We start from the raw sequence: 23,975 nt of genomic DNA, 5'->3' as shown, positions 1-23,975 counted from the left end.
TTGCCTTGGCGGGCAACGCAACCGCGCGGCCAGCCACCCCCGCGCCGCTGCTGAGAAACCTCGTGCGCGGCGATCGCCGCGCCCGCCCGCTTTCCCGTTCCCGAATTGCTGCTTCGGATATTCCGAATTGATCCCGCGGGCGTGATCTGCCTAACATCGAACGTGCGGCGGGAAATCTCCTGCGTCACATTTCGCACTTTTCACCAGCGCTTTTCCGCGCTGTCCGCAAAGGAGGCCGAAGCCCATGGGCGCACATCCGGGCACGGTGGTCGCGTGCTGACCCGCGGCGCGGTGCTGCGGGAAACTCCCGGCCAGTACGAGGTGGTCGAACTGGAGGTCGAGGACCCGCGGCCCGGCGAAGTCCGCGTCAAGATGGCCGCGAGCGGCCTGTGCCACTCCGACGACCACTTCGCCACCGGCGACCAGACCCCGCCGATCCTGCCGTTCGCCGGCGGGCACGAGGGGTCCGGGATCGTCGAGGCGGTCGGGCCCGGTACGCCGGGCTTCGCCGAAGGCGACCACGTCGTGTTCTCGTTCCTGCCGGTCTGCGGCCGGTGCCGGTTCTGCGCTCGCGGCCTGCAGAACCTCTGTGACCTCGGCGCCTCGCTCGGCACCGGCGCGCGGCCGGAGGACCCGACGTCGTTCCGGCTGTCGCTCGACGGGCGGCCGGTCGCCCAGATGGCCGGGCTCTCGACGTTCTGCGAGTACACCACCGTGTCCACCGCGTCGGTGATCAAGATCGACCCGGACATCCCGCTCGACCTCGCGTGCCTCACCGGCTGCGGCGTCGGCACCGGATGGGGCGCGGCGGTCAACTCGGCCGCGGTGCGGCCCGGGCACGTCGTGATCGTGATGGGCATCGGCGGCATCGGGATCAACGCCGTCCAGGGTGCCGCGCACGCCGGCGCGGCCGCGGTGATCGCGGTCGATCCTGTTGCGTTCAAACGGGAATCGGCCTTGAAGCTCGGTGCGACGCACGCGGTCGCGGACATGGCCGAGGCGACTGAGCTGGCCCGGTCGATGACCAACGGCCAGGGCGCCGATTCGGCGATCGTTGCGGTCGGCGTCGTGACCGGGAAACACCTCGGCGAAGGGCTCGCCGCGGTCCGCAAGGCAGGCACGTGCGTCGCGGTCGGGCTTGGCGAGAGCTTCGTCCGCGACGGCGACTTCAACCTGCACGAACTCGTCCTGTACCAAAAGCGCCTGCAAGGTTCCCTGTTCGGCGCGAGTTCGCCGACCGCGGACATCCCGGCGCAGCTCGAGATGTACCGCCAAGGCGTGCTGAAACTCGAGGAACTGGTCACCACCCGCTACGCCCTCGACGACGTCGCCGCCGGTTTCGACGACATGAAGGCAGGCCGGAACCTGCGCGGCGTCCTCGTCCACTCCTCCTAACGCCCGAAGACCGAAAGGACAACGATGTCCGCACACGCTTCGCCGCGCGAGACGATCTCCGTCGGCGACATCAGCATCACCTACCTGCCCGACGGCGAGGCCAGCGTCTCCGAGACCGCGCTGTTCCCGGCAGGCACGCCGGAACTGTGGAACGCGCACCGGGAGCTCTTCGACGACGACGGGAAGCTCCTGCTCTCCCTCGGCACCTTCCTCATCCGGACCGGCGACCGCAAAATCCTCGTCGACCTCGGCTTCGGCGACCACACGGTGGCGTTCCCCGCCGCGGACGGCGAGTTCCGCTCCGGCCGCCTGCTCACCAGCCTCCGCGAAGAGGGCCTGACCCCGGAAGACATCGACACGGTCTTCTACACCCACCTGCACATCGACCACGTCGGCTGGACCGCGCAGGGCGACGCGCTCACCTTCGGCAACGCCCGCCACGTCGTCGGCGAAGGCGAAATCGACTACTGGTCGTCGCTGGGCGACAACCCGATGGCTGCGGTCGGCCCCGGCGGCGTGCTGGGCCCGCTCGAAGGGCGAGCCGACGCGGTTTCCGACGGCGCGGTCATCGCACCCGGCGTTTCGGTCGTCGCGACTCCCGGGCACACGCCGGGCCATTGCTCGCTCGTCGTCTCATCGGGACAGCAGCGCGCGATCATCCTCGGCGACGTCCTGCACTGCCCGGTCCAGCTGTCCGACAACGAGGTTTCGCTGGTCTTCGAGGTGGATGCCGAAATGGGCAAACGGACCCGCGACCGGATGATGGGCGAGCTGGCGGGCGACCCGCACGCGGTCGCGGCGCAATGCCACCTCACCGGTTCGGCGTTCGGCCGGGTCCTGCGCGCCGATTCGCGGCGGAGCTGGACGACGCTCAGTGCTCAGGGGGTCTCGTGACCACCGGCACCGCGATGGCCACCCCGGGCGCGACGACCGAGTACTTCGAAATCGACTCGGCCGCCGTCGGAGCCCGGTTCGCGGTCAGCGTTTTCCTCCCGCGCGGCTACGAGGGAAGCAGCCGGGAGTACCCGCTGGTCTACGCGACGGACGGCAACCTCATCGCACCGCTCACCGAAGGCGTGCGCGGCGCGATCACCGACCGGCAGCAGGCGCGGCCGGTGGAGCCGTATCTGCAGGTGAACGTCGGGTACGTCGCCGCCGACGCGCCGAGGCAGCTGGTGCTGCGCAACCGCGACCTGGTGCCGCCGGGGGAGGGCGTGCCGGACTTCATGCGCGCGCACATCCGGCGGCGGCTCGGCGTCGAGTCGGGCGCGGCGCCGGAGTCGATGTACGAGGAATTCTTCGCCCAGCAGAAGAACGCCCGCGCGGACAACTTCCTCGCGTTCCTGGAGACGGAACTGCACCGGGAAATCTCCGCGCGCTACCGGTTCCGTGCCGACGACGTCGGGCTTTTCGGCTATTCCTACGGCGGGCTGTTCACGCTGTTCGCGCTCACTTCGGGATCGAGCCTGTTCACCCGTTTCGGGGCCGGCAGTCCCGGGGTCGTCGTCCCGGACAGCCGCATCTACGAACGTTACGAAAAACTGCTGGCGGACACCGAACCTCCGGCACGGGAAACTTTCCTGCACCTGACCGTGAACGCGTACGAAATGCTGGGTCCCAGCCAGTTCTACCGGCATCTGGGGATCGAGTTCCTGCGCTTTCTCGACGTGGCGACCGAACGTCCGCTGCCCGGCCTCCGGGTCAGCACCGAGCTGATCGCGGACGAGTCGCACAGCAGCGGAATCGTCGACGCCTACCGGAGTTTCCTGCGCACCTGCTACCCGGGAGCCGCCTCGTGAAGACGACCGCCGCACTGCTGTGGGAAGCACCGGGCACGTGGGACGTGCGCGAGGTCGACCTGGACCCGCCGAAGGCCGGAGAAGTCCTCGTCCAGGTGATGGCGTCCGGGCTGTGCCACTCCGACGACCACTTCGCCCAGGGCGACATCCCTTTCCACTCCTACCCGGCCTGCGGCGGGCACGAAGGCGCGGGCATCGTCCGCGAGGTCGGCCCGGGCGTCACCCGGGTCGTGCCGGGCGACCACATCGTCACGTCGTTCATCCCGGCGTGCGGGCACTGCCGGATGTGCGTCACCGGACGGCAGAACCTGTGCGACAACGGCGCGCTGATCACCGTCGGCACCCAACTCGACGGCACCTTCCGGATGCACGCCGACGGTCTTGGCGTCGCACAGAACGCGTGTATCTCCACGTTTTCCGAATGGACGGTCATCCCGGAGGTCTCCGCGACGCCGATCCGGCGCGACATCCCGTTCGAGGTCGCCGCCATCGTCGGCTGCGCGGTGCCGACCGGCTGGGGATCGGCGGTCCGCGCGGCCGGGATCGACGCCGGGGACGTGGTGATCGTGATGGGCACCGGCGGCATCGGGATGAACGCCGTGCAGGGCGCGCGCTACGTCGGCGCGGAGCGGGTCATCGCCGTCGATCCGGTGGCCATGAAGCGCGAACTGGCACTGAAACTCGGGGCCACGGACGCGTTCTCGGACATCGGCGAGGCGGCCGAACTGGCCCGGTCGCTGACCGACGGCCAAGGCGCGGATTCCGCGATCGTGTGCGTCGGTGTGCTCGCCGCCGAGCACTTGGCGCAGGCGTACGGGACGATCCGCAAGGGCGGCACGCTCGTGGTGACGAGTGCGGCCAACCACGACCTCACCGGAATCCCGGTGCCGCTGCTCGATTTCACCATGTCGGAAAAACGGATCCAAGGCGCGCTCTACGGAATGGGCGGCCCGGCCCGGGAAATCCCGCTGCTGCTGGACCTGTACCGGAACGGCTCGCTGAAGCTGGAGGAATTGATCACCCGTACCTACGACATTGAACAGGTGAACGAGGCGTACTCGGATATGCACAACGGGTTGAACGTGCGCGGCGTCGTGAGTTTCGCGGACCGGCACCGGTGATTCGGACTTCCCGAAGGACCGATTCGGAATTCGTCACTTGAATGGGAGGTGCCCGCGAATTACGGTGAAAACACCGGAAGAGCACCGAACCGCGAGGAGGCGGCAATGCTGCTGGGCTACGACGAAGTGGCGAAAGCCTTGGCCGCGGCCGGGGTCCCCGCCGTGCGGGAGCGTCTCGCGGCGTCCCCGGCGGAGGCGGTCGCCGCCGCGGACGAGTTCGGCGTTCCGGTCGTCTTGAAACTGATGAGCCCGGCGCTGGTGCACAAGGCGGACGTCGGCGCCGTGCTGCTCGACGTACAGGGGCACGCCGCCGCGGTCGCTGGTGCTGCGCGGTTGCGGGAGCTGGCCGGGGAACTCGGTCTCCCGGGCTGGCAGATCCTGGTGCAGGAAATGGTGCGTCCCACCGGGATCGAGGTGTTCGCCGGGCTCAAGCGCGATCCGGCGTTCGGCCCGGTGATCGTGGTCGGCGCGGGCGGCTCGCTGGTCGAACTGCTGCCGGACCGGATGCTCGCGCCGTGCCCGGTCACCGCCGCTGAGGCGACGGAGCTGCTCCGCGGCACCGTGCTCGGGAAGCTGCTGGGCGGTTACCGTGGCGCGCCGGACGTCCTCGACGAGGTGGCGGAGGTCGTCGCGGCGGCCTCCCGGCTCCCGGCGGAGGTGCCGGATCTGGTCGAAGCCGACCTGAACCCGATCGTGCTGACCGAGCGGGGGCCCATCGTCGTGGACGCGCGGATCGCGGTGGCGGAGGAGCCGGTCCCGGCACCGCCCGCCGCGCGGCCGGTACGGAACCTCGATCCGCTGTTCGAGCCGAAGTCGATCGCCGTGATCGGAGCGAGCGCGAGCGTCGTGCAGCCCGGCAACCGGGTGCTGCGCTACCTCAAACAGCACGGCTACGCGGGCCGCGTCGTGGCTGTGCACCCGAAAGCCGAGGAGATCGACGGGTTCCCGGCCGTGCCGAGCCTGACCGACCTGAAACCCGGCGAGATCGATCTCGCGTGCGTCGCGGTGGCCGCCGCCGGATGCCCGGAGGTGTTCGAACAGTGCGGCGCCCTCGGCGTGAAAGCCGCGGTGGTGATCAGCTCCGGGTTTTCCGAGACCGGCGAGCACGGACTGGAACAGCAGCTTGTCGAACTCGCCGAACGGCACGGGATCCTGTTGTGCGGCCCGAACTCGGCCGGGGTGATGAGCCCGGGCAGCAAGGTCCAGGTCTCGTTCATCCAGGCGCAGGACATGATGAACACGCCGGACGGCGGCGTCGCGATCGTGGCGCAGAGCGGTGCGCTCGGCGGGAGTCTCGCGTCGCAGGCGTGGGAACGCGGAATCGGCATCGGCCGCTACGTCAGCGTCGGCAACCAGGCGTCGATCACGGTCGCGGACTATCTGAGCCACTTCGCCACCGACGACGGAACCGAGGCGATCGCCGTCATCCTCGAAGGCGTCACCGACGGCCGTGGCCTGCTCACCGCGATCGAGCAGGTGACCGCGGCGGGAAAGCCGGTGCTGGTGCTGAAAACCGGCCGTTCCGAAGCTGGTGCGCGAGCGGTCCAGTCGCACACCGGAAGCATCGCCGGCGACTACCTCGTGTACCAAGCGCTGCTCGACCGCAGCGGTGCGACCACAGTGGACTCGATGACGGAAATGCTGGACACGCTGCAAGTGCACCACGCCTCCGGTGGCATCCCGCGCGGCTCCCGCGTCGCGATCGTTTCCACGTCGGGCGGGGCCTGCTCGATGACCGCGGACCTGTGTGCCCAGTACGGCTTCGAGGTTCCGACCTTCAGCGCGGAACTGCAGTCAGAGCTTGCCGCGATCCTTCCCGGCTACGCGGCCTTCGCGAACCCGGTGGACGTGACCGGCCGGGTGACCGCCGATCCGGCGATCTTCGGCCAGACCCTCGAGGTCCTGCTCGATTCGGACGAGGTCGACACCGTCGCGATCTCGATCACGACGGTCGCCGATCCGATGGCCGAGCAGATCGCGGGCCAGATCGCCGAGCAGGTGGCGGCTTCGCCGAAACCGGTCGTGGTGTCGTGGACGATCGCCGCGGAACTGGCGCGGCGCGGGCTGGCCGTCCTGCGCGAGGCCGGCATCCCGGTGTTCGACGACCCGGCCCGGCTGCTGAAGGCGATCAGCCTGGCGGACACGACGGAGGTGCGGCGATGAGCCGGCTGAACGGAAAGGTAGCGCTCGTCACGGGCGGCACCGGCGGGATCGGCCGAGGCGCGGCGCTCCGGCTCGCCGCGGGCGGCGCGTCGGTGGTCGTCAACGGCCGCGACGAGGGCAAAGCCCAACGGGTGCTGGCGGAAATCGCCGAGGCAGGCGGCACCGGCCATTTCGTCGCGGGCGACGTGCGGTCCACAGTGGACATGCGGGCCGCGGCGGCGGAAGCGGTGGCGCGGTTCGGCGGGCTCGACATCGTGGTGCCGAGCGCCGGCGGCAATGACGACGAGGCCCGCACCACCGCGGTCCGCGGTCCGTTCGCCGAGGTCGATCTCGACCGGGTCACCGCTTTCGTCGGCGCCGCGGTCGGGGCGAAGCTGAACGTGGTGCAAGCGGCTGTGCCTCATCTGCGGGAGCGCGGCGGGGGCAGCGTCGTCTTCGTGACGTCGGAGGGCGGCCGGGTGCCGACGCCGGGGCAGACCGCCATCGCCGCTTTCTCCGGCGGCCTCATCATGGCCAGCAAAGTGTTGGCGAAGGAACTCGCTGCCGAGCGCATCCGGGTGAACTGCGTGTGCGTGACCGTGGTCCGGGACTCGCCGTCCTGGGTCGCGGCGTTCGAAAGCGAGGGCGCGGTGAGCGACCGGCACCGGCGGCAGTACGAGAAGATCCTCGAACGCAGCCCGCTCGGCGTCGCGGCGCCACCGGACATCGGCGACGTGGTGGCCTTCCTGGCCTCTGACGAATCGCGCTATCTCACCGGCCTGACGGTCAGCCCCACCGGCGGGTTGACCATCCACTGAGGAGAGTGTTGTGCGCGAACTGCTGCCCGGCGATCTGCGCGGACGCTGGTACAACGCACCCGCTTTCGATCCGGACGACCCATGGGCGGGCTTCGCGCCGCGGCACACGGCCGTCGTTCTGATCGACCTGGTCAACTGGCAAGCCCATCCGGAGGGCCTCAGCGCCCGCTTGTCGCGCGACGGCTACAAAATCACCCGCTGCACCGAGATCGTCCGGCCGGCGCTGGCCGGCGTCCTGCCCGCGGCGCGGGCCGCGGGCGCGATCGTCGTGCACGCCCGGTTCGCGAGCCGGGCCGCCGAGTACGGCGACATCGTGCCCGCGTTGCGCGAATACGTGCGGGCAGCCGGTGCGCGGGAGGGGAGCTGGGAGGCGGAACCCTTGGCCGGGCTCTACCAGCCTGGCGACGTGTCCGTCACGAAGTCCGGCTCGGGCGCGTTCGGCAGTTCCGACCTGGACGGCGTGCTGCGGAATCTCGGCGTGCGGACGGTCCTGTACGCGGGCGTGGTCACCGACAGATGCGTGTTGCTGACCGCGGCGGCCGGGTTCGACCTCGGCTACCGGCAGTACCTGCTGACCGACTGCACCGCCGCCAGCACCGCCGCGGAACAGGCAGCGGCCGAAGAACTCATCGCGGGATACTTGGCGCAGCCGGTCACCGGAGCCGAGGCTGCGGCCGCGTTCGGGTGAAAAGGGCCGCGGTGTTCGAGGTGCTGATCGACCAGGCGGACCGGCGAGAGCTGGTCGATAATCGCGACGTCACGGAGTTCGCGAACGCTGGGCGGTAACTCTCTCGAGGGCGTCCGAGAGGGCGATCGTCCTGGGCCGGTCTCGACCGTCAAGCCGCACTCAGGTGCAGAAAGCCAGGCCAGATGACACCTCTGCCCCGTTTCCGGCTCGTGCCCATGCGTCCCCGCGACCCCCGCGAGGAGGGGCGGGCAGCCTCCACTTTGGAGCTGTTCTTCGACCTCGTCTTCGTTGTCGCGGTGAGCATCGCCGCGGTCCAGCTCCACCACGCGCTCACCGAAGGCCATGTGCTGGACGGGATCCTCAACTACGGGATCGTGTTCTTCGGGATCTGGTGGGCCTGGATGAACTTCACCTGGTTCGCGACGTCCTTCGACACCGACGACTGGCTGTATCGGGTGTTCACGATCGTGCAGATGGGCGGCGTGCTCGTCCTCGCCTCCGGCATCGCACCGGCGTTCGAGAAGCACGACTACTCGGTGCTGATCATCGCCTACGTCGTCATGCGCCTCGCGCTGGTCGCCCAATGGCTCCGGGCCTCCCGCTCGGCCGGTGCCGCACGCCGGGCCACACTCGTGTACGCCACTGGCATCACCGTGGTCCAAGCTTTGTGGCTCGCCTCGTTGCTGCTGCCGGATTCGATGTTCACCGTCGCCCTCGTCGTGCTGATCGTGGCCGAGGTCAGCGTGCCAGTCCTCGCCGAACGCACCGGTTCCACGCCGTGGCACCCGCATCACATCACCGAGCGCTACGGGCTGTTCACTCTGATCCTGCTCGGCGAGAGCCTGCTGGGCTCGGCCAACGCGATCATCGAGGCCCTCCACGACGCCGGCGATCTCGGGACCCTGATCGGGGTTGCCGCTCTCACCCTGATCGCCACTGCGGCGTTGTGGTGGATCTACTTCTGGCCGCCGCACCACCACGCGATCAGCAGCTTCCTCAGCTCCCTGGCCTACGGCTATGGGCACTTCTTCATCTTCGCCGCCGCCGGCGCGTTCTCCGCTGGCATCGAGGTCGAGATCGACGTGCTGGGCGGCCACAGCGAACTGAGCCAGCCTTGGGCCTCGTTCGCTTTCACGGTGCCCCTCGCCGTCTTCGTCCTCGGCATCTGGGCGCTGGCGATCAGGCCCCACGCTGACCGAGTGGTGAACACAGTCATTCCGCTGGCCGGACTCCTGGTGCTGATCGACCCGCTGATCCCGGTGCCGTTCGCTCTCGCCGCGGTCGTCCTCGCCGGCGCTGTCGCAGTGCTCGTCTGGAGACCGCCCGTCGAGGAGACCGGCGAAGCCGCTGCGGCCTGACCACTGCGGATGCACAGGCAGCATCCGCGGACAATCGACGAAGGACTTGGCTGCTGCGAGCCCGCGGCGTTGCGGCCAGATCCGATGCGAGACCGGCACATAATCGGTTCCTTGAGTCGCTCGTCCCGGCTCCGGTTGCAAATATCGACGCCTCGTCGCTGGCCAGCACCGACGGGTTCGCGCGGAGGTTTGTCGAGGCGCTGTCGGGCGACCGCGTGCGGAGCCGGTGCCCTTCCGCATGCAGACCTGCTGCTGGCTACTCCGCGTAGATCTCCTTGGCCATGCGGAAGGCAGTCCATGCCTTGGGCCAGCCGGCGTAGAACGCCGCATGGGTGAGCACCTCGGCCATCTCCTCGGCGGTGACGCCGTTGGCCTTAGCTCGCTGGATGTGGTGCTGGAGCGAGCCGTCGAGCACTCCGCTGGACATGAGCGCGGTTACTGTGACGATGCTGCGGATCCGGGCTGGGAGCTGCTCCTCCCGGGACCAGACCTCCCCGAAGAGGACATCGTCGTTGAGGGCGGCGAATTTCGGCGCGAACTGCCCGAGCGCATCCCTGCCTGCTGTTACTTTCTCCGCCATTGGCGCTTTTCCTCGTTCGAGAGTTCGTTGTATTCGTCGTCGGTGACCGGCTCGAGCCATTCATTGCCGACGTCCTCGCCGGGCGTGATGAATGCGAGGTGAGAGAACCACGTGTCGGCCTTCGCGCCGTGCCAGTGCTTGGTGCCGGCCGGCACTCGGATCACCGTTCCCGGTTCCATGCTGACCGGCTCTTCGCCCTCGGCCTGGTACCAGCCGGACCCGGCGGTGCAGAGCAGGATCTGGTCGCCGCCGCCAGCCGTGCCGTGGTGGATATGCCAGTTGTTGCGGCAGCCGGGCTCGAACGACACATTGCTGACCGGGACGCTGCCCGCGGTGAGTGCGGCGAGATAGCTCTGGCCCGTGAAATAGCGGGCGTAGCCGTCGTTCTTCTCGCCGAGAGGGAAGATTTGTGCGAAAGTGTTGTCGTTCATGTGATTTCTCGCTTCAGCCGAACACGACGACGCTGCGTGCGGTCTCGCCCTTCTCCAGCTTCGCGTAGCCCTCGTTGATCCGTTCCAGCGGAATGGTCTCGGAGACGAGGTCGTCGAGATTGAGCCTGCCCTGCTGATAGAGGTGGGCGTAGAGCGGGATGTCGACGCCGGCGACGGTCGCTCCCATGTAGACGCCGCTGAGCTTCTTGTTGCCGCGCAACAGGTCGTTGGCGGTGAGCGATGCGCTGGTGCCGGGCTTCATCTTCCCGACGACATAGGTCGCGCCTCCGGCGTCGGTGATGTCGATCGCCTGCTGGACGGTCTGCGGCAGCCCGATGACTTCGAAGGCGTAGTCGACTCCGCCCTTGCCGACGATCTCGCGGACGCGGCCGGCGAGGTCGGTCACCTCGGCCGGGTTGATGACCTCGGTCGCGCCGAACCTGCGGGCGAGGTCGAGCTTGGCGGGCTGGAGGTCGATGGCGATGACGTGGCCGGCTCCGGAGATCGCGGCTCCCTGGACGGCGTTGAGGCCGACTCCGCCGCAGCCGATGACGGCGACCGCGTCGCCGAACCTCACGCCGGCGGCGTTCTTGACGGCCCCGACGCCGGTGATGACGCCGCAGCCGAGCAGAGCGGCCCGGTCGAAGGGAATGGCGTGGTCGACCGGGACGAGGTTGCGTTCGTGGACCAGGATCTTCTCGGCGAACCCGCCGATGTCGCCGATCTGCGCGACCGGAGCGCCGTCCAGGGTGTACCGGGGCCGCTGACCGGGCCCGCGGCGGATCGCGCCCGGGTCGGTGCAGTTGGTGGGCACGCCGAGCAGGCAGTTCGCACAGGTGCCGCAACTGGAGATGAGGTTGGCGACGACGTGGTCGCCGATCTTCACGTCGGTGACGTCGCGGCCGACGGCTTCCACGACGCCGGCGACCTCGTGCCCGAGGACCATGGGCACCGGCCAGCCGAAATCGGTCTTCATGGTGTGCAGGTCGCTGTGGCACAGTCCGCTGGCCTTGACCTCGACCACGACCTCGTGCGGCAGGGGGTCGTCGATGTCGATGTCCTTGATCTCGAGCGGCTGTCCTACCTCGAGCATCACTGCCGCTTTCATCGGGTTCTCCTGGTTCTCTCGGTCAGGTGGTTCTGCGGGTGGCGAGTCGGCGGTTCAGCGGGCAGGCCACGCCAGGTCGGCGGGGATGCCGATGCTGTTGATCTCGACGAATTCGTCGAAGCCCTCGGGGCCGAGTTCGTAGCCGAGCCCGCTGTCCTTGACCCCGCCGAAGGGCGCGGCCAGGCCCGCCGGGAGCCCGTTGACCTCGGTCATGCCGGTTTCCATGCGGGTGGCGAAGCGCGTGGCCCGGATCGGGTCGGCGGAGTACACGGCTCCGCTGAGGCCGTAGCGGGAGTCGTTGGCGATGGCGAGAGCCTCGTCCTCGGTGCCGTACTCGAGCACCGAGATCACGGGCCCGAACACTTCCTCCTGGGCGATGTTCATCGCCGGGGTCACCCCGGTGAACACGGTCGGCTCGACGAACCAGCCGGTGTCCAGGTCCTTCGGCCGTCCGCCGCCGAGCACCGGGACGGCGCCTTCCTTCACCGCGGCGGCGATCATGGCCTCGACGCGGCCGCGGTGCGCCGAGCTGACCAACGGTCCGAAGTAGACCGTGGGGTCGAGCGGGTCGCCGATCTTCAGCTCGGCGATCTTCGCGGTCAGCGCGTCGACGAACCGGCCGGAGATGGTGCGGGGGAGCACGAGCCGGGTCTTGGCGGTGCAGACCTCGCCGTTGCTGCGCAGCGCCGCGTGCAGGACCGTGTCGACGGTCTGCTCCACGTCGACGTCGTCCAGCAGCACGGCGGCGGACTTGCCGCCGAGTTCCAGGGTGACCGGGCGCAGCAGCCCGGCGCAGACGGCGGCGATGCTCTTCCCCACGCCGGTGGAGCCGGTGAAGGAGATCGTGTCGACGCCGGGGTGGGAAACCAGGTGTTCGCTGGCCGGGCGGTCCCCGGAGACGATGTTGAGCACGCCCGCGGGCAGGCCTGCCTTCTGCGCCATCTCGGCGAAGAGGTACTGGTTCAGGGGCGCGTCGGGCGCGGACTTGACCACGACAGTGCAGCCGGCCAGCAGGGCGGGGGCGAGCTTCATGATGGTGATCAGGTGGGGCGCGTTCCACGGGACGATCGCGCCGAGCACGCCGGTGGGGCGGCGGTACACGAGAGCACGGCCGGACGGCGCCTGGCGGATCTCCTCGAACGGGTAGCTCTGCGCGAGTTCGGTCATCTGGTCGACGATCAGCCGAGGGCGCTGGGCCTGGATGGGCACCGAGTGCTGGATCGCCGTGCCCATCTCGGTGGACACCAGCTCTGCCATCGCCTGCTCGTTGGCCTGCATTTCGGCGCTGAGCCTGCGCATGACTTCCGAGCGCTCGGCCAGGCTCATCCGCGGCCAGGGGCCGTGGTCGAACGCCTCGCGGGCGGCAGCGACGGCCCGGTCGATGTCGGCTTCGACGCCCATCGGGACGGTCGTGATGGTCTCCTCGGTGTACGGGGAGATCACCGCCAGCTTCTCGTCGGTGGACGGGGCGACCCATTCGCCGCCGATGAACAGGCTGTCGCAGTGGTCCTGCCACGTGGTCTCGGCCATGGTTCTTCTTCCTCTCGTGTCTTCTGTTGCCGGTTCGCGGCGATCGGGCAGTTGTGCTGATCACCGGTGCATTCGGTGAAGGGGCTTGGGTGCTGGCGCGGGGCCGGTCGAGCGGGTCACCCGGCCGCTGGTCCGGTTTGGGCCGCGGCGAGCGGCTCGAGATCCGTCACGGCGGCGCGCAACCGCTCCATGGCCGTCGCGGTGTCGGCCCCGGTGCCCGCCGAGACGGCGGGCGGCTGTCCGTCGTCAGCTGGCGCCGAAAGGGGCGCTTGGGCGACGACGTCGAGGTCGCGGGAGACCGCCTCGATCTGAGCGCAGGCGGCTGCGCGCTCGTCGGTGCTCCACAGCGGTGCGAGCGCGGTCAGCGCGGCGATCTGGGCCCTCGCGCTCGTCAACGTGCGGACGGCGGGGTCGAGCGCGTCGTTGTCCCAGCGGCCGTGCCGGTCGCGGGGTTCGTGGCGGGCGCTGCCCGCGGCGGTGGCGAACTCCAGCCCGGTCAGCCGTGCCCGGACGTCCGCCTGTGCGACGGCGAGCCGGTGTGTCTCGTCGTCGGCCGTCCACAGCAACACCAGCGCGTCGATGTGCCGCGCGGTCGCCTCGGCCCACTCCTTCAGCCGCTCGGTGAGCAGGCGGCGCTGCCACGTGGGCGCGAGGAGATAGGCAGCGAAGGCAAGCAGGCAGCCGATGACGGTGTCGAGACCGCGGGTGGTCGCCCCCAGCGGGCCGGGGCTCAGGGAGGCGATCCACGCGACGACCCAGAACATGGTGTACGGCTGGCCGCAGCTGCGGAAGGCGAGGTAGCCGTAGAACAGCAGCAGGAGCACGACGGCGTGCAGCAGCGGATTCAGCGGGGCGAAGGACAACGCCACGCCGAGGACCGCGCCTGCGACGGTGCCGATGGTGCGGCCGATGCCGCGGGAGAACGTGGAGCCGTAGTCCGGGAACACGATCAGCGCCGCGGCGACGACGGCCCAGAAACCGTGCCCGGCGAGGAACGCGCCAGGTCCGAGCCACTGGCCCACGGCCATGCCGGCAACCTGCGCGACGACGCACACGATCGCCAGCCGCACGGCGTGGCGCAGGATCGGGGATCCCGGTCGCAGCTCGCCGCGGACCAGTTCGAGGGGGCTCGGCACCCGCCGTTGGTCCGAGGTGTCCGGGACGTCCCCGCCCGCGGCCAGCGCGGTGGCCGCGTCCACTGCGCGCGACAAGGCCGAGTGGAGGGCGTCTCCCGGCTCGGCTGGCCATGAGGCGGCGACGTGCACGCTTCCGGTGCGGGGCTGCAAGACCGCAGCGGCGATCGCGGTCAATTGTGCGCTGGCGGCCTCGTGCCACCGGGCCGACGTGTCGTCGGCGCGGTTGTCGAGTGCTCGCATCTGCTGGGCGATCTGCTCGCCGCGCGCGACGAGCTGCGCGAGCCGGTCCAGCTCGCGGTGCCGGTGCCATCGCAGCAGCGCCAGGCTGCGCTCGGCCGTCAGCAGGGCGGTGTCCTGCGCCCGCCCGGCGGCGATGGCCTGGTACAGGGAGGCGACAGCGCGACGCTGAGCCGAGTGGCGGGACCCATACGGCGGCAGGAGCTGGGCGAGCACCATGATCGCGAACCCCAGTGCGAAGAACCCGGTCGCGCCGCCGACGCTCAAGGTCAGCGCCGAGGAAATCTCCGCGAACGCCAGGAACACGATCGTGACCACCGTCAGGCGGATGCTCAGGCTCATCGCGACGGCCCGCAGCAGCCCGGAAATCAGGAACAGCACGAAGATCAGCGGCAGCACGACGGCCCACCTGTCGCCGAGCAGCAGACCCGCGGCCGCGGCGGCGATCTGCGCGGCGCTGGTGGCCGCCGTCGCGACGATCCGGGACCTGTTGTGCGGCATGACCGCCGCGATCGTGGCCAGGAACGCCCCCACCGTGATCAGCAGCTGGGCTTCCGGGTCGTGCAGGAGATAGCCGACGACCGCGGCGATCAGCATGCCGATCGCCACGCGCAGCAGCTTGAGGGGCTCCTGCAGGGGTTTGCCCGGCTGCACGCCGCGCCGCGCGGCGTTCCGGAGAGCAGCCCAGTCCATGGTGGTGATTCGCCTTCTTCCGATGTCCGGCGGGTTCGTCCGAGCGGGTTCAGCCGCCGTTGCCGAGGTTTCGGTGCAGCCGGGCCAGCAGAGGCCAGGCCAGGTCGGGGTCGATGTCGGAGACCAGGCTGTTCAGCCACTTCTCGACCAGCGGCAGCACTTCCTGGATCCGGCCCTGCCCGGTCGCGGTCGCGGTGAGCGTCTGCACCCTCCGGTCCTCGTCGTCGCAGCCGCGGACGACGAGGTCGCGTTTGACCAGTCCGTCGACCAGCCCGGTCACGGTCGCCCGCTTGACCTCAAGCTGTTCGGCAAGCCGGGCCGGGGTGATGCCCGGCATCTCGCTCACCGCGAGCAGCGCGGCGAACCGTCCGCCCGACAGGTCGTGCCCGGCCAGCAGTGCGTTGTACCGGTCGTCGATCTGACGCGCCGTGGCCAGCAGTCCCATCGCGAACTCCCCGCTGCTCCCGCCGGCGAGCCGACGCAGCAGCAGCCCTTGCCTCGTGCCCAGCATCTCCTTCATAGGCGCCATACTATCAGGTGCCTAACTATATTTCCAGGCGTGGCGCGCTGAGCGCTGCGCCGAGGCAGCGCGGGCCGCTCGATGCCTCGGAGAATCGCTGTCCCGCGGCAGCGGGGGGCCGGACTCCGAAACCGCTACCAGACGGGCTGGTCTCCGTCGGTGCCTGGCTTGTTCACGCCGAGGTTCTCGCGGACGTGGTTCTGCGGGTGGGCGACGATGTCGGCGACGAGCGCGCCGACGCTCTTGCGCGAGACGGTGGTGCCCTTGAACGGTTCGTCGCGCTGGGTGGTCTCGTACGAGATCTCGTCGGCGTCAGACAGCCACGCCGGGCGCAGCACCGTGTAGTCCAGGGACGAGGCTTCGATCGTGTCGGAGGCGGCCGCGTAGGTGTCGAGCGTCGCGGCGCCGATCGTGGTGCGGTTCCAGCGGCCGAACGCGCCGGGGACTTCCTGGTAGATGCCCAGCGCGGTCACGAAGATCAGGCGTTGAACCCTCTCGGCTTCCATGACGTCCACGATGGCCTTCGCCTGTTCGTCGATGTCGCCGGCGAGGTTCGCGTAGACGATGTCCTGTCCGCGCACCGCTTTCGTGAGCGCTGCACGATCGTTGACGTCGCCCTCGATCACGGTCGCACCGTCAGGGACGTTGCTGATGCGGTTCTTGTTGCGGGCGAACAGCGTAAGTGTCGCGCCTTGGTCGGCGAGCATGTCGATGGCCCAGGAGGCGATCTGCCCGGAAGCGCCGAGCACGAGAACGTTGGTCATGAGAACTCTTTCTGTTTGACGAGGCCGGTGAGGCCGGGGCCAGTGCCATGGACGGCGATGGCCCCGGCGGTGTTGTGCTGGCGGCTCTCGTTGACGGTCAGAGGTTTTCGGCGAAGAACGGGGTCAGCTTGGCCATGGCGTGGGCGACGGGCTCGTCCTTGTCGTAGAGGTCGTAGTGCGACCATCCCTTGATCACGGCGAGTTCCTTCTTCTCCGACCGTGCTCGGCGCACGATCTCGTGGCCGTCACGATACGCACCGAAACCGCCGGGAATGTCGCCGACGATCACCAGCAGCGGCTGGGTGAGCAGCTCTTCGGCGAGGTGGAAGGCATCCCAGCCATAGGCGACACCCATGCGGGAGCGGAGGGTGAGGTTCACACCATGGGGTTTGGCGCCACGGTCGGTCTTGTAATACTCGGTCGCACCGAGGATGTCGACATCGGTGATGCCCCACTCCGCGGCCTGCTCCAGCGAGGACGGCAGCCCCGGATCGATCAGCCAGTCGGCGCCGCGAGCCTCGGCGGTGCGCTGCTCGCCGATCTGCTCGAGCTTGGCGATCACCCCGGCGACAGAGCCCTCGGTCTCGCGCAGCAGCTTGCCGTAGTTCGCGCCCGTGACGGTCGCGACAGCCTTGTAGCGGCGCTCGGTCATCACGGTGTTGATGGCATACCCGCCCGCTCCGCACATGCCGACCAGGCCAATGCGGTTCGCATCCACGTACGGGAGGGTGACGAGGTAATCGACCACGTGGCGGAAGTCCTCCACCCGCAGCGACGGATCCTCGGTCGAACGCGCCTCGCCGCCCGACTCGCCCTGGAAGCTCGCGTCGAAAGCGAGAGTGACGAAGCCCTGCTCGGCCAGCTGCGCCGAGTAGACCTCACCCGAAGTCTGCTCCTTGCAAGAACCGATCGGGTGCGCCACGACGATGGCCGGGTATTGCTCGGACGCATCGAAGTTCGGCGGGAAGTAGATGTCCGCCGCGATTTCCCAATACATGCCGCGGTTCTTGAACCTGACGTGTTCGACAGTCGACACGACGTGCTCCTTCTGCAACTGCTCAATGATTTCTGACCGGCCGCCGGAAACGGGTGGCCGGAGCGGCGGAACCGATCGGATCCGTCCGGTACTTCAAGGCTAGGAAGCCTGTCGTGAATGAGGCAGTTGCCAGCAGCCCACCCCAGCCGCTCCTTGCGCGGCCTGGGATCCAGGAGGGGGGTGCCTGCGCATCGAGCGTGGCCTCAGAAACTGGCGGCGACGGCGTATTCCAGCTGCCCGGCAACCGCAGGGAGTCTCTGGACGTGAGCCCTGCTTAGGCAGGTATGTCACCGTCTGCACGTCCGGTACCGGGCCGCAATTCAACCCCGCCATGAGGTTTCGGTCCTGCGCCGTCAAATCGGCAAAGCGCGTCCCGCCTGGCCGGATCGCGCGGTCTTGTCCGCGTTGACACGGCTGCTGCCCCGCGACCTGCGCCGGCTCCGCATCGGGACGCCAGGCACGTTGCTGGCGTGGCATCGTCGTCTAGTCACCCGGAAATGGACCTGCCCCAACCGGCCTGGACGGCCAACGGTCGATGATGAGTTGCGCGAGTTGGTCGTCCGGCTTGCCCATGGAGAACCCGGGTCGGAGGCATCGCCGTGTCCAGGGAGAGCTGGGTACCACGTCGGTGCGGGGACAATCCGCCGGATTCTCGCCGCCTCCCGCATCGGTCCGGCGCCGCGGAGGACGAACACCGGTTGGCGTACCTTTCTGCGCACCCGAGCGGGGGCCTGCTGGCCACGGACTTCTGCCATCTGGACACTGTCGGTCTGCGTCGGCTTTATGCCCCTGTTCGTGATGGAGATCCGTACCCGGCGAGTTCACATCGTCGGTGTGACCGCTCATCCGGCTGCGGCTCCGGACTACGCAGGCTGCTCGCAACCTGCTGATGAGTTCTCGGCGGGGAATCTCCCGATTCCGGTTCCTTGTCCGCGACCGGGATACGAGGTTCACGGCACCGTGTGACGCGGTGTTCGCCTCCGAGGGCATCGACGTGGTCAAGACCCCGCCGCGAACGCCCCGAGCGAACTGCTTTGCGGAGCGGTTCGTGCGCAGTGTCCGGTCGGAGTGCACCGACAGGATGCTGATCTACAACGAACGCCACGCTGTCGCAGTCCTTGATGAGTTCGCCCGGGACTTCAATGATCATCGTCCGCACCAGGGACGTGAGCACCGCGCACCCAACCACGATCCCGCCGCCGTCATCCCGCTCGGCGGCCCAGTCCGGCGGCATCGTGTCCTCGGCGGCGTGATTAACGAATACCGCCGAGCAGTCTGAACCGACCACAAAACCGCAGATCACAGACCAAGTCGCGAGTTTTGGCACGGTAGAAGGTGGTGCAGCGGATGCTGCGGCACTCGTCGATCACCGTCACTTCCGATACCTGCACGACGGTCTTGCCTCAGATGGCGTTCGCGGTGGCGGAAGCGACGGCGGCGATCATCCCGCGGCAGTCGGCGCGAAGTCTCGGGCTCGTCACCGACCATTGTGGACGGACGCGAAGTGGAAGAAAAGCTTCCAGAAAACCAAAACCCCCAGGTCGAAAACTTCTCGAACCTGGGGAGTGAGGGTGCGCCATCAGGGACTCGAACCCCGAACCCGCTGGTTAAGAGCCAGCTGCTCTGCCAATTGAGCTAATGGCGCTTGGTGCTTCCCGCCGCTGTGGTTTCCCTCGGCGACGTGGAAAAGATTAGCAGGGCGTTCAGGCCCCGTTTCAGGGGGGTCCCCTTTTCTGCTCGCCGGGACAACAGCCCAGGTCAGCGGCGGTGACCACCCGTGAACCCGGGCAGCGTCGGCCGACGCGGCAGCGGGCGGGTCGGACGGGAGACCCCAGTGACCTGCGCGACACCGGCACTCGCCACAGTACCCCGGAAATGACAAAACCCCGGCTTCTCCGAAAAAGATCTCGGTGAAGCCGGGGTGCGCGGGTGGCTAACGGGGCTCGAACCCGCGACCTCCTGGACCACAACCAGGTGCTCTACCAGCTGAGCTATAGCCACCATCTGGCAAAAGATCTCGCGATCACCTTGCTGGAAGCAATCCTAGCGGGTGCCCGCGAGCGCTTTTCAGGGGGTCACCCTCGGTGGCGTTCCAGCACTTCGGCGGCGGCGGCTTTGGCCTCGTCGCTCGTCGGGCCGGGCTGGGGGACGAAGGCGATCGCGCGGTAGTACTCGAGTTCGCCGACGGACTCCTTGATGTCCGCGAGCGCGCGGTGGGCCAGGCCTTTCTCCGGCTTGGCGTAGTAGATCCGCGGGTACCAGCGGCGCACGAGCTCCTTCACCGACGACACGTCGACCATCCGGTAGTGCAGGTGGTTGTCGAGTTCCGGCATGTCGCGGGCGATGAAGCCGCGGTCGGTGGCGATCGAGTTGCCGGCGAGCGGCGCGCTGGCCGGGTCCGGCACCCATTCGCGGATGTACTCCAGCACGCGCTGCTCGGCCTCGGCGAGCGTGGTCGTCGAGGCGCGGACTTCTTCGGTGAGGCCGGACTTGGCGTGCATGTCGTGGACGACCTGCGGCATGCCGTCGAGCTTGGCGTCGTCGGCGTGGATGACGATGTCGACGCCCTCGCCCAGCACGTTCAGGTCGGCGTCGGTCACCAGCGCGGCTATTTCGATCAACGCGTCCTTGCCGAGGTCGAGCCCCGTCATCTCGCAGTCGATCCAGACAAGATGGTCGTTCACCCGCACCACCCTAACCCGACACGGGGATATCAGCGGCGTCACCTGGGCTTCCGGCGCGTTACGCTCGGTCAGCCAGTGCAGCGAGGTGTGATTTCGGACTCGGAACGGGGTGCGGCCAGTGGCCGAGCAAGCGTCGGGACCAGCGGCGGAGATCGCGCAGGGATACGTGAGCGACGGGGCGGCCGTCGAGCTGGGCGCGGTGGTGATCGACGGGAAGACGGAGGCGTCGGCCGCGGTCCGGCTGCCGCTGGCGACGCTGAACCGGCACGGGCTGGTCGCGGGCGCGACCGGCACCGGCAAGACCAAGACGCTCCAGCTGATCTCCGAACAGCTGTCGGCGGCCGGGGTTCCGGTCGTGCTGGCCGACGTCAAGGGCGACCTGTCCGGCCTGTCCGCGCCCGGCGAGGCGAACGATCGCACCGCGAAACGGTCCGCGGAGCTGGGTGACGAATGGGCGCCCGAGGCGGGTCCGGTGCAGTTCTTGTCGCTCGGCACCAGCGGCACTGGCATCCCGGTCCGCGCGACGATCACCAGCTTCGGGCCGGTGCTGCTGTCGAAGGTGCTCGGGCTCAACGAGACGCAGGAATCGACGCTCGGCCTGATTTTCCACTGGGCTGACCAGCGCGGTCTCGCCCTGCTGGACACCAAGGACCTGCGGTCGGTGATCACGCATCTGACCAGCGACGAGGGCAAGGAAGACCTCAAGGGTATCGGCGGGGTGTCCGCGGCGACGGCGGGCGTCATCCTGCGCGCACTGTCCAATCTGGAGGCTCAGGGCGGCGAGGAGTTCTTCGGCGAGCCCGAGCTGGACGTCCACGACCTGATGCGCCAGCAGGACGGCAAGGGCGTCATCACGCTGCTGGAACTGGACAATCTGCAGTCCAAACCGGCGCTGTTCTCGACGTTCCTGATGTGGCTGCTGGCCGAGCTGTTCGAGGAACTGCCCGAGGAAGGCGACCTCGACCAGCCGAAGCTGGTGTTCTTCTTCGACGAGGCGCACCTGCTGTTCTCCGACGCGTCGAAGGCGTTCCTCGAGCGGATCGAGCAGACGGTGAAGCTCATCCGGTCGAAGGGCGTTGGCGTGTTCTTCTGCACGCAGCTGCCGACCGACATCCCGAACAACGTGCTGTCCCAGCTCGGCGCGCGGGTGCAGCATGCGTTGCGCGCGTTCACGCCGGACGACCAGAAAGCGTTGGCGCGCACGGTAAAGACCTATCCGAAGTCGCCGCACTACGACCTCGAGACGGCGTTGACGTCGCTGGGCATCGGCGAGGCGATCGTCACCGTGCTGTCCGAACGCGGCGCGCCGACGCCGGTCGCGTGGACGCGGCTGCGCGCCCCGCGGTCGAAGATGGGGTCGATCGGGGCGGACGCGATCCGCGCGGCGGTCGCGTCGTCGGAGCTGAACGCGAAGTACGGGGAGACGATCGACCGCGAGTCGGCGTACGAGAAGTTGGCGGCGAAAGCCACTCCAGCCCCGGATTCGGCGCCGGCCGCGGAGCCCGAGGCGCCGGCCGCGCCCAGGCCGGAGAAGGAGGAGCCGGGGATGATCTCGCAGGTGCTGAGCAACCCGGCGGTGAAGTCGTTCATGCGCTCGGCGGCGAGTTCGCTCGGACGGGAGTTCTCGCGCGGGCTGTTCGGCAACCGGCGGCGTTGAGATACCTGACGGGAGATGGCAGGTATCGGCGGTTGACTGTGCGGGATCGAGTTTCCGGCAGAGGAGCAACAGCATGACCAGGACCGCCGTCGCCGCGTTCGAGCTGGACAAATGGGAGCCGCAGGCGCAGGACGAGGCCGGCGGCACGGCGTTCGCGCAGGTGCTGATCGAGAAGACGTTCACCGGGGCGGTCGAGGGGACCAGCCGGGTCGAGATGCTGACGGCGTCGAACGAGACGTCGCGCGCGTATGTCGCCTTCGAGCGGTTCACCGGTTCTGTCGACGGCCGGAAGGGAAGCTTCGTTCTCCGGCACACGGCCGGCGACGAGGGGCTGTCGCTGGTTTTGCTGCCCGGTTCGGGCACGGACGAGCTGGCGGGCATCTCCGGATCGGCCGATATCGCCGTCGACGAGGGCAAGCACACGTTCACGCTGGTCTACGAACTGCCGGGCGCGTGAAGAAGCCGCTCTCTCCAGGCCCCGAATTTCCCGGAGAGAGCGGCCAGGGTTCCTCACCGTCCCGAGAGTGAGGAGCGGAGGCGGGCCGCCCCGACCACGGTCCGCCTCCGGAGTCCCGGTCAGCCGTTGACGATCTGGTCGACGATCTTCTTGGCGTCGTTGATCGGGATGGCGAACCCGATTCCGACGCTGCCCGCCGAGGAGTTCGGGCTGTAGAGCGCGGAGTTGATGCCGATCACCTGGCCCTGGCTGTCGACGAGCGCGCCGCCCGAGTTGCCCTGGTTGATCGAGGCGTCGGTCTGGATCGCGGTGTAGCTGGGGCCGGACGTGACGTTCGAGGTCTGCCTCCCGAAGGGCGAGTTCTGCTGATCGCCGTCGCCGCCCCCGACGTCGGACAGCGGCCGGTTGAGCGCGCTGACGATGCCGGTGGTGACGGTGTTCTGCAGCCCGCCCGGCGACCCGATCGCGATGACCTGCTGCCCGACGGCGAGCTTGCTCGAATCGCCGAGCGTCGCCGCGGTGAGCCCGCTCGCGCCCTGGGCCTGCAACACCGCGATGTCGCTCTTGGTGTCCGAACCGACGACCCTGGCCTGGTACTTCTTGCCGTCCGACGTGGTGACCGTGACGGTCTGCGCGCCCTCCACGACGTGCGCGTTGGTGAGGATCCGGCCGTCCGCGGTGAGGATGACGCCCGATCCGATCGCCGTGCCCCGCCCGGTCGTGACGTTCACCTGAACCACACTGGGCACCACCTTCGCGGCGACGGTGCTGACATCCCCGGAAGCCGTGGTGTTGCTGATGGTCTGCCCAGTGGCGGCGGTCGACGCGGTGCTTGAGGACGCGCTGGTGCCGCCCGTCAGCCCGACGATCGCCGCACCGGCACCGCCGCCGAGCAGGGCCGCGGCCAGCGCCGTGGCTCCGACGAGCGCCGCCATCCGGCCGGGTCGCTTCCGCGGACCGGCCAGGGCGGCTGGCGGTTGCGCGGGTTGTGGCATTGGGCCGTAGTGCGGAGTGCCTGGCTGCTGCTGTGGGGTGCCGGGTTGGTTTTGCGGAATGCCTGGGTGTTGTGGGGCGGTGGGTTGGCTGTGCGGAGCTCCGAACTGCTGCTGCGGGGTGCCGGGTTGGTTGTGCGGCGTGCCTGGCGGGTGCGACGCGGTGCCGGATTGGTTGTGCGGCGCGCCGAGCTCGTGCTGCGAGGTGCCGGACTGGTTGTGCGGAGCTCCGTGCTGCTCCTGCGGTGGGTTGGCTTCGTTGGGCGCGCTGCCTTGCTGCTGCGGCGCGCCGGTCTCATCGCTCGGGGTGCCGGGTTGAGGCTGTGCGGCGTGCGGGCTCGGCAGAGGCGCGGTGCTCGGCCCAGACTGCGCGGCAGTCCCCGGCTGAGGAACCCGGACCGCTCCGGGTCCGGCTGCTTGGGCACCGCCGGGCAGCTTCGCGTTGCCCGGCCCGGCCTGCTGAGCGCTGGCGGCCGTCTCCTGCTCGCCACGCCCTCCGGCTTGCCCGACAGGACCGCCTCCGACCTCCCGCGGACGTCCCTGTCCCGCAACGAACGGACTCGACCCGGCCCGGTACTGGCCATACTGCTCACTGCTCTGGTGCGGCTGGTGCCCACCGGGTGTAGCGGGGCCGGGCCGGCTCTCGTTCTCGCTCATGAACCCAGACTCGCGCCTGTGCTTATGAGCAGCCTGTGGAAAACCCTCAGGCTTTCCTGAGAAGAATCAGCTGAGAATTCTCAGCCGTTCTCAGGCAGTGCATCCTCGTCCGTGCCGTGCCGTGCCGTGCCGTGCCGTGCCGTGCCGTGCCGTGCCGTGCCGTGCCGTGCCG

General features: G+C 68.9%; 21 protein-coding genes and 2 tRNA genes. 11 read left to right on the top strand and 12 right to left on the bottom strand.

The features are described from left to right. The first annotated feature begins 273 nt into the window (after positions 1–273). The 8 genes from WA670_RS43380 (at position 274) to WA670_RS43345 (ending at position 9,321) form a co-directional block, all read left to right on the top strand. A complete protein-coding gene (locus WA670_RS43380; RefSeq protein ID WP_336161990.1) occupies positions 274–1,395 on the top strand; it encodes an NDMA-dependent alcohol dehydrogenase in 1,122 nt (373 codons plus the stop codon). 24 nt (positions 1,396–1,419) lie between these two features. Then, entirely contained in the window at positions 1,420–2,289 is an 870-nt protein-coding gene (locus tag WA670_RS43375; protein ID WP_336161989.1) for an MBL fold metallo-hydrolase, read from the top strand. Beyond that, complete coding sequence (locus WA670_RS43370; protein ID WP_336161988.1) at positions 2,286–3,194, top strand: alpha/beta hydrolase; 909 nt, start codon at positions 2,286–2,288, stop codon at positions 3,192–3,194. The genes WA670_RS43375 and WA670_RS43370 overlap by 4 nt, the downstream gene beginning before the upstream one ends. Then, on the top strand, positions 3,191–4,315 hold the full coding sequence (locus WA670_RS43365) for an NDMA-dependent alcohol dehydrogenase (protein WP_336161986.1): 1,125 nt from the start codon (positions 3,191–3,193) through the stop codon (positions 4,313–4,315). The genes WA670_RS43370 and WA670_RS43365 overlap by 4 nt, the downstream gene beginning before the upstream one ends. Before the next feature lie 105 nt (positions 4,316–4,420). Then, positions 4,421–6,478 (top strand): acetate--CoA ligase family protein, encoded by a 2,058-nt coding sequence (locus WA670_RS43360; RefSeq protein ID WP_336161985.1) that lies wholly within the window; start codon positions 4,421–4,423, stop codon positions 6,476–6,478. After that, on the top strand, positions 6,475–7,275 hold the full coding sequence (locus tag WA670_RS43355; RefSeq protein WP_238604822.1) for an SDR family NAD(P)-dependent oxidoreductase: 801 nt from the start codon (positions 6,475–6,477) through the stop codon (positions 7,273–7,275). The genes WA670_RS43360 and WA670_RS43355 overlap by 4 nt, the downstream gene beginning before the upstream one ends. 10 nt (positions 7,276–7,285) lie before the next feature. After that, on the top strand, positions 7,286–7,963 hold the full coding sequence (locus WA670_RS43350; RefSeq protein ID WP_238604823.1) for a cysteine hydrolase family protein: 678 nt from the start codon (positions 7,286–7,288) through the stop codon (positions 7,961–7,963). Positions 7,964–8,145: 182 nt separating this feature from the next. Continuing rightward, the gene (locus WA670_RS43345; protein ID WP_336161982.1) at positions 8,146–9,321 is read left to right on the top strand and encodes a low temperature requirement protein A; all 1,176 of its coding nucleotides are present in this window, start codon (positions 8,146–8,148) and stop codon (positions 9,319–9,321) included. A 256-nt stretch (positions 9,322–9,577) separates the two neighbouring features. On the opposite strand, the gene WA670_RS43340 is transcribed toward WA670_RS43345, so the two are convergent. The 8 genes from WA670_RS43340 to WA670_RS43305 form a co-directional block, all read right to left on the bottom strand. Further along, entirely contained in the window at positions 9,578–9,901 is a 324-nt protein-coding gene (locus WA670_RS43340) for a carboxymuconolactone decarboxylase family protein (RefSeq protein ID WP_238604825.1), read from the bottom strand. After that, the gene (locus tag WA670_RS43335; RefSeq protein ID WP_336161979.1) at positions 9,886–10,332 is read right to left on the bottom strand and encodes a cupin domain-containing protein; all 447 of its coding nucleotides are present in this window, start codon (positions 10,330–10,332) and stop codon (positions 9,886–9,888) included. The genes WA670_RS43340 and WA670_RS43335 overlap by 16 nt, the downstream gene beginning before the upstream one ends. A gap of 13 nt (positions 10,333–10,345) precedes the next feature. Then, entirely contained in the window at positions 10,346–11,440 is a 1,095-nt protein-coding gene (locus tag WA670_RS43330) for a Zn-dependent alcohol dehydrogenase (RefSeq protein ID WP_336161978.1), read from the bottom strand. Positions 11,441–11,494: 54 nt separating this feature from the next. Further along, positions 11,495–12,970 carry an aldehyde dehydrogenase gene (locus WA670_RS43325; protein WP_336161977.1) on the bottom strand — a complete coding sequence of 492 codons (1,476 nt, stop codon included), beginning with the start codon at positions 12,968–12,970 and terminating at the stop codon, positions 11,495–11,497. A 116-nt stretch (positions 12,971–13,086) separates the two neighbouring features. Beyond that, positions 13,087–15,036, bottom strand: coding sequence for an FUSC family protein (locus WA670_RS43320; protein WP_336161975.1), 1,950 nt, complete (start codon positions 15,034–15,036; stop codon positions 13,087–13,089). Between the two features lie 49 nt (positions 15,037–15,085). After that, the gene (locus WA670_RS43315; RefSeq protein WP_336161972.1) at positions 15,086–15,556 is read right to left on the bottom strand and encodes a MarR family winged helix-turn-helix transcriptional regulator; all 471 of its coding nucleotides are present in this window, start codon (positions 15,554–15,556) and stop codon (positions 15,086–15,088) included. Positions 15,557–15,690: 134 nt separating this feature from the next. After that, positions 15,691–16,320: an NAD(P)H-binding protein gene (locus tag WA670_RS43310; RefSeq protein ID WP_336161970.1), complete on the bottom strand. Its 630-nt coding sequence runs from the start codon at positions 16,318–16,320 to the stop codon at positions 15,691–15,693. A gap of 97 nt (positions 16,321–16,417) precedes the next feature. Further along, complete coding sequence (locus WA670_RS43305; protein ID WP_336161969.1) at positions 16,418–17,356, bottom strand: alpha/beta hydrolase; 939 nt, start codon at positions 17,354–17,356, stop codon at positions 16,418–16,420. 970 nt (positions 17,357–18,326) lie between these two features. On the opposite strand from WA670_RS43305, the gene WA670_RS43300 reads away from it, so the two are divergent. Beyond that, complete coding sequence (locus WA670_RS43300) at positions 18,327–18,635, top strand: integrase core domain-containing protein (RefSeq protein WP_336161968.1); 309 nt, start codon at positions 18,327–18,329, stop codon at positions 18,633–18,635. A gap of 293 nt (positions 18,636–18,928) precedes the next feature. Here the strand turns inward: WA670_RS43300 and WA670_RS43295 are convergent. The 3 genes from WA670_RS43295 to orn all read right to left on the bottom strand — a co-directional run bounded on the left by WA670_RS43295 (position 18,929) and on the right by orn (position 20,040). After that, positions 18,929–19,001, bottom strand: a tRNA-Lys gene (locus WA670_RS43295). A 283-nt stretch (positions 19,002–19,284) separates the two neighbouring features. After that, positions 19,285–19,357: transfer RNA gene (locus tag WA670_RS43290), tRNA-His, on the bottom strand. Positions 19,358–19,431: 74 nt separating this feature from the next. Further along, the gene (gene orn / locus WA670_RS43285; protein ID WP_037817745.1) at positions 19,432–20,040 is read right to left on the bottom strand and encodes an oligoribonuclease; all 609 of its coding nucleotides are present in this window, start codon (positions 20,038–20,040) and stop codon (positions 19,432–19,434) included. 118 nt (positions 20,041–20,158) lie between these two features. Between orn and WA670_RS43280 the strand changes: the two genes are divergently transcribed. Together WA670_RS43280 and WA670_RS43275 are read left to right on the top strand one after the other, a co-directional pair. Then, on the top strand, positions 20,159–21,697 hold the full coding sequence (locus tag WA670_RS43280) for a helicase HerA-like domain-containing protein (protein ID WP_336161965.1): 1,539 nt from the start codon (positions 20,159–20,161) through the stop codon (positions 21,695–21,697). A gap of 73 nt (positions 21,698–21,770) precedes the next feature. After that, positions 21,771–22,154: a DUF3224 domain-containing protein gene (locus WA670_RS43275; protein WP_037817634.1), complete on the top strand. Its 384-nt coding sequence runs from the start codon at positions 21,771–21,773 to the stop codon at positions 22,152–22,154. Positions 22,155–22,273: 119 nt separating this feature from the next. Here WA670_RS43275 and WA670_RS43270 read toward each other — a convergent pair whose 3' ends face one another. Beyond that, complete coding sequence (locus WA670_RS43270) at positions 22,274–23,209, bottom strand: S1C family serine protease (RefSeq protein WP_336162009.1); 936 nt, start codon at positions 23,207–23,209, stop codon at positions 22,274–22,276. Positions 23,210–23,975 lie beyond the last annotated feature (766 nt).

It is taken from the genome of Amycolatopsis sp. VC5-11, from assembly GCF_037034185.1.
In the GTDB taxonomy this organism is placed as follows: Bacteria; Actinomycetota; Actinomycetes; order Mycobacteriales; family Pseudonocardiaceae; genus Amycolatopsis; species Amycolatopsis nivea.
The sequence above is the reverse complement of the archived record's forward strand: the minus strand, read 5'-3'. Positions and strand labels throughout refer to the sequence as shown.

Excerpts from the sequence above, each read along its gene's own strand:
- WA670_RS43375 (WP_336161989.1), top strand. The coding sequence starts at position 1,420 with ATGTCCGCACACGCTTCGCCGCGCGAGACGATCTCCGTCGGCGACATC.
- WA670_RS43360 (WP_336161985.1), top strand. The coding sequence starts at position 4,421 with ATGCTGCTGGGCTACGACGAAGTGGCGAAAGCCTTGGCCGCGGCCGGG.
- WA670_RS43355 (WP_238604822.1), top strand. The coding sequence starts at position 6,475 with ATGAGCCGGCTGAACGGAAAGGTAGCGCTCGTCACGGGCGGCACCGGC.
- WA670_RS43345 (WP_336161982.1), top strand. The coding sequence starts at position 8,146 with ATGACACCTCTGCCCCGTTTCCGGCTCGTGCCCATGCGTCCCCGCGAC.
- WA670_RS43340 (WP_238604825.1), bottom strand. The coding sequence starts at position 9,901 with ATGGCGGAGAAAGTAACAGCAGGCAGGGATGCGCTCGGGCAGTTCGCG.
- WA670_RS43335 (WP_336161979.1), bottom strand. The coding sequence starts at position 10,332 with ATGAACGACAACACTTTCGCACAAATCTTCCCTCTCGGCGAGAAGAAC.
- WA670_RS43330 (WP_336161978.1), bottom strand. The coding sequence starts at position 11,440 with ATGAAAGCGGCAGTGATGCTCGAGGTAGGACAGCCGCTCGAGATCAAG.
- WA670_RS43325 (WP_336161977.1), bottom strand. The coding sequence starts at position 12,970 with ATGGCCGAGACCACGTGGCAGGACCACTGCGACAGCCTGTTCATCGGC.
- WA670_RS43320 (WP_336161975.1), bottom strand. The coding sequence starts at position 15,036 with ATGGACTGGGCTGCTCTCCGGAACGCCGCGCGGCGCGGCGTGCAGCCG.
- WA670_RS43315 (WP_336161972.1), bottom strand. The coding sequence starts at position 15,556 with ATGAAGGAGATGCTGGGCACGAGGCAAGGGCTGCTGCTGCGTCGGCTC.
- WA670_RS43310 (WP_336161970.1), bottom strand. The coding sequence starts at position 16,320 with ATGACCAACGTTCTCGTGCTCGGCGCTTCCGGGCAGATCGCCTCCTGG.
- WA670_RS43275 (WP_037817634.1), top strand. The coding sequence starts at position 21,771 with ATGACCAGGACCGCCGTCGCCGCGTTCGAGCTGGACAAATGGGAGCCG.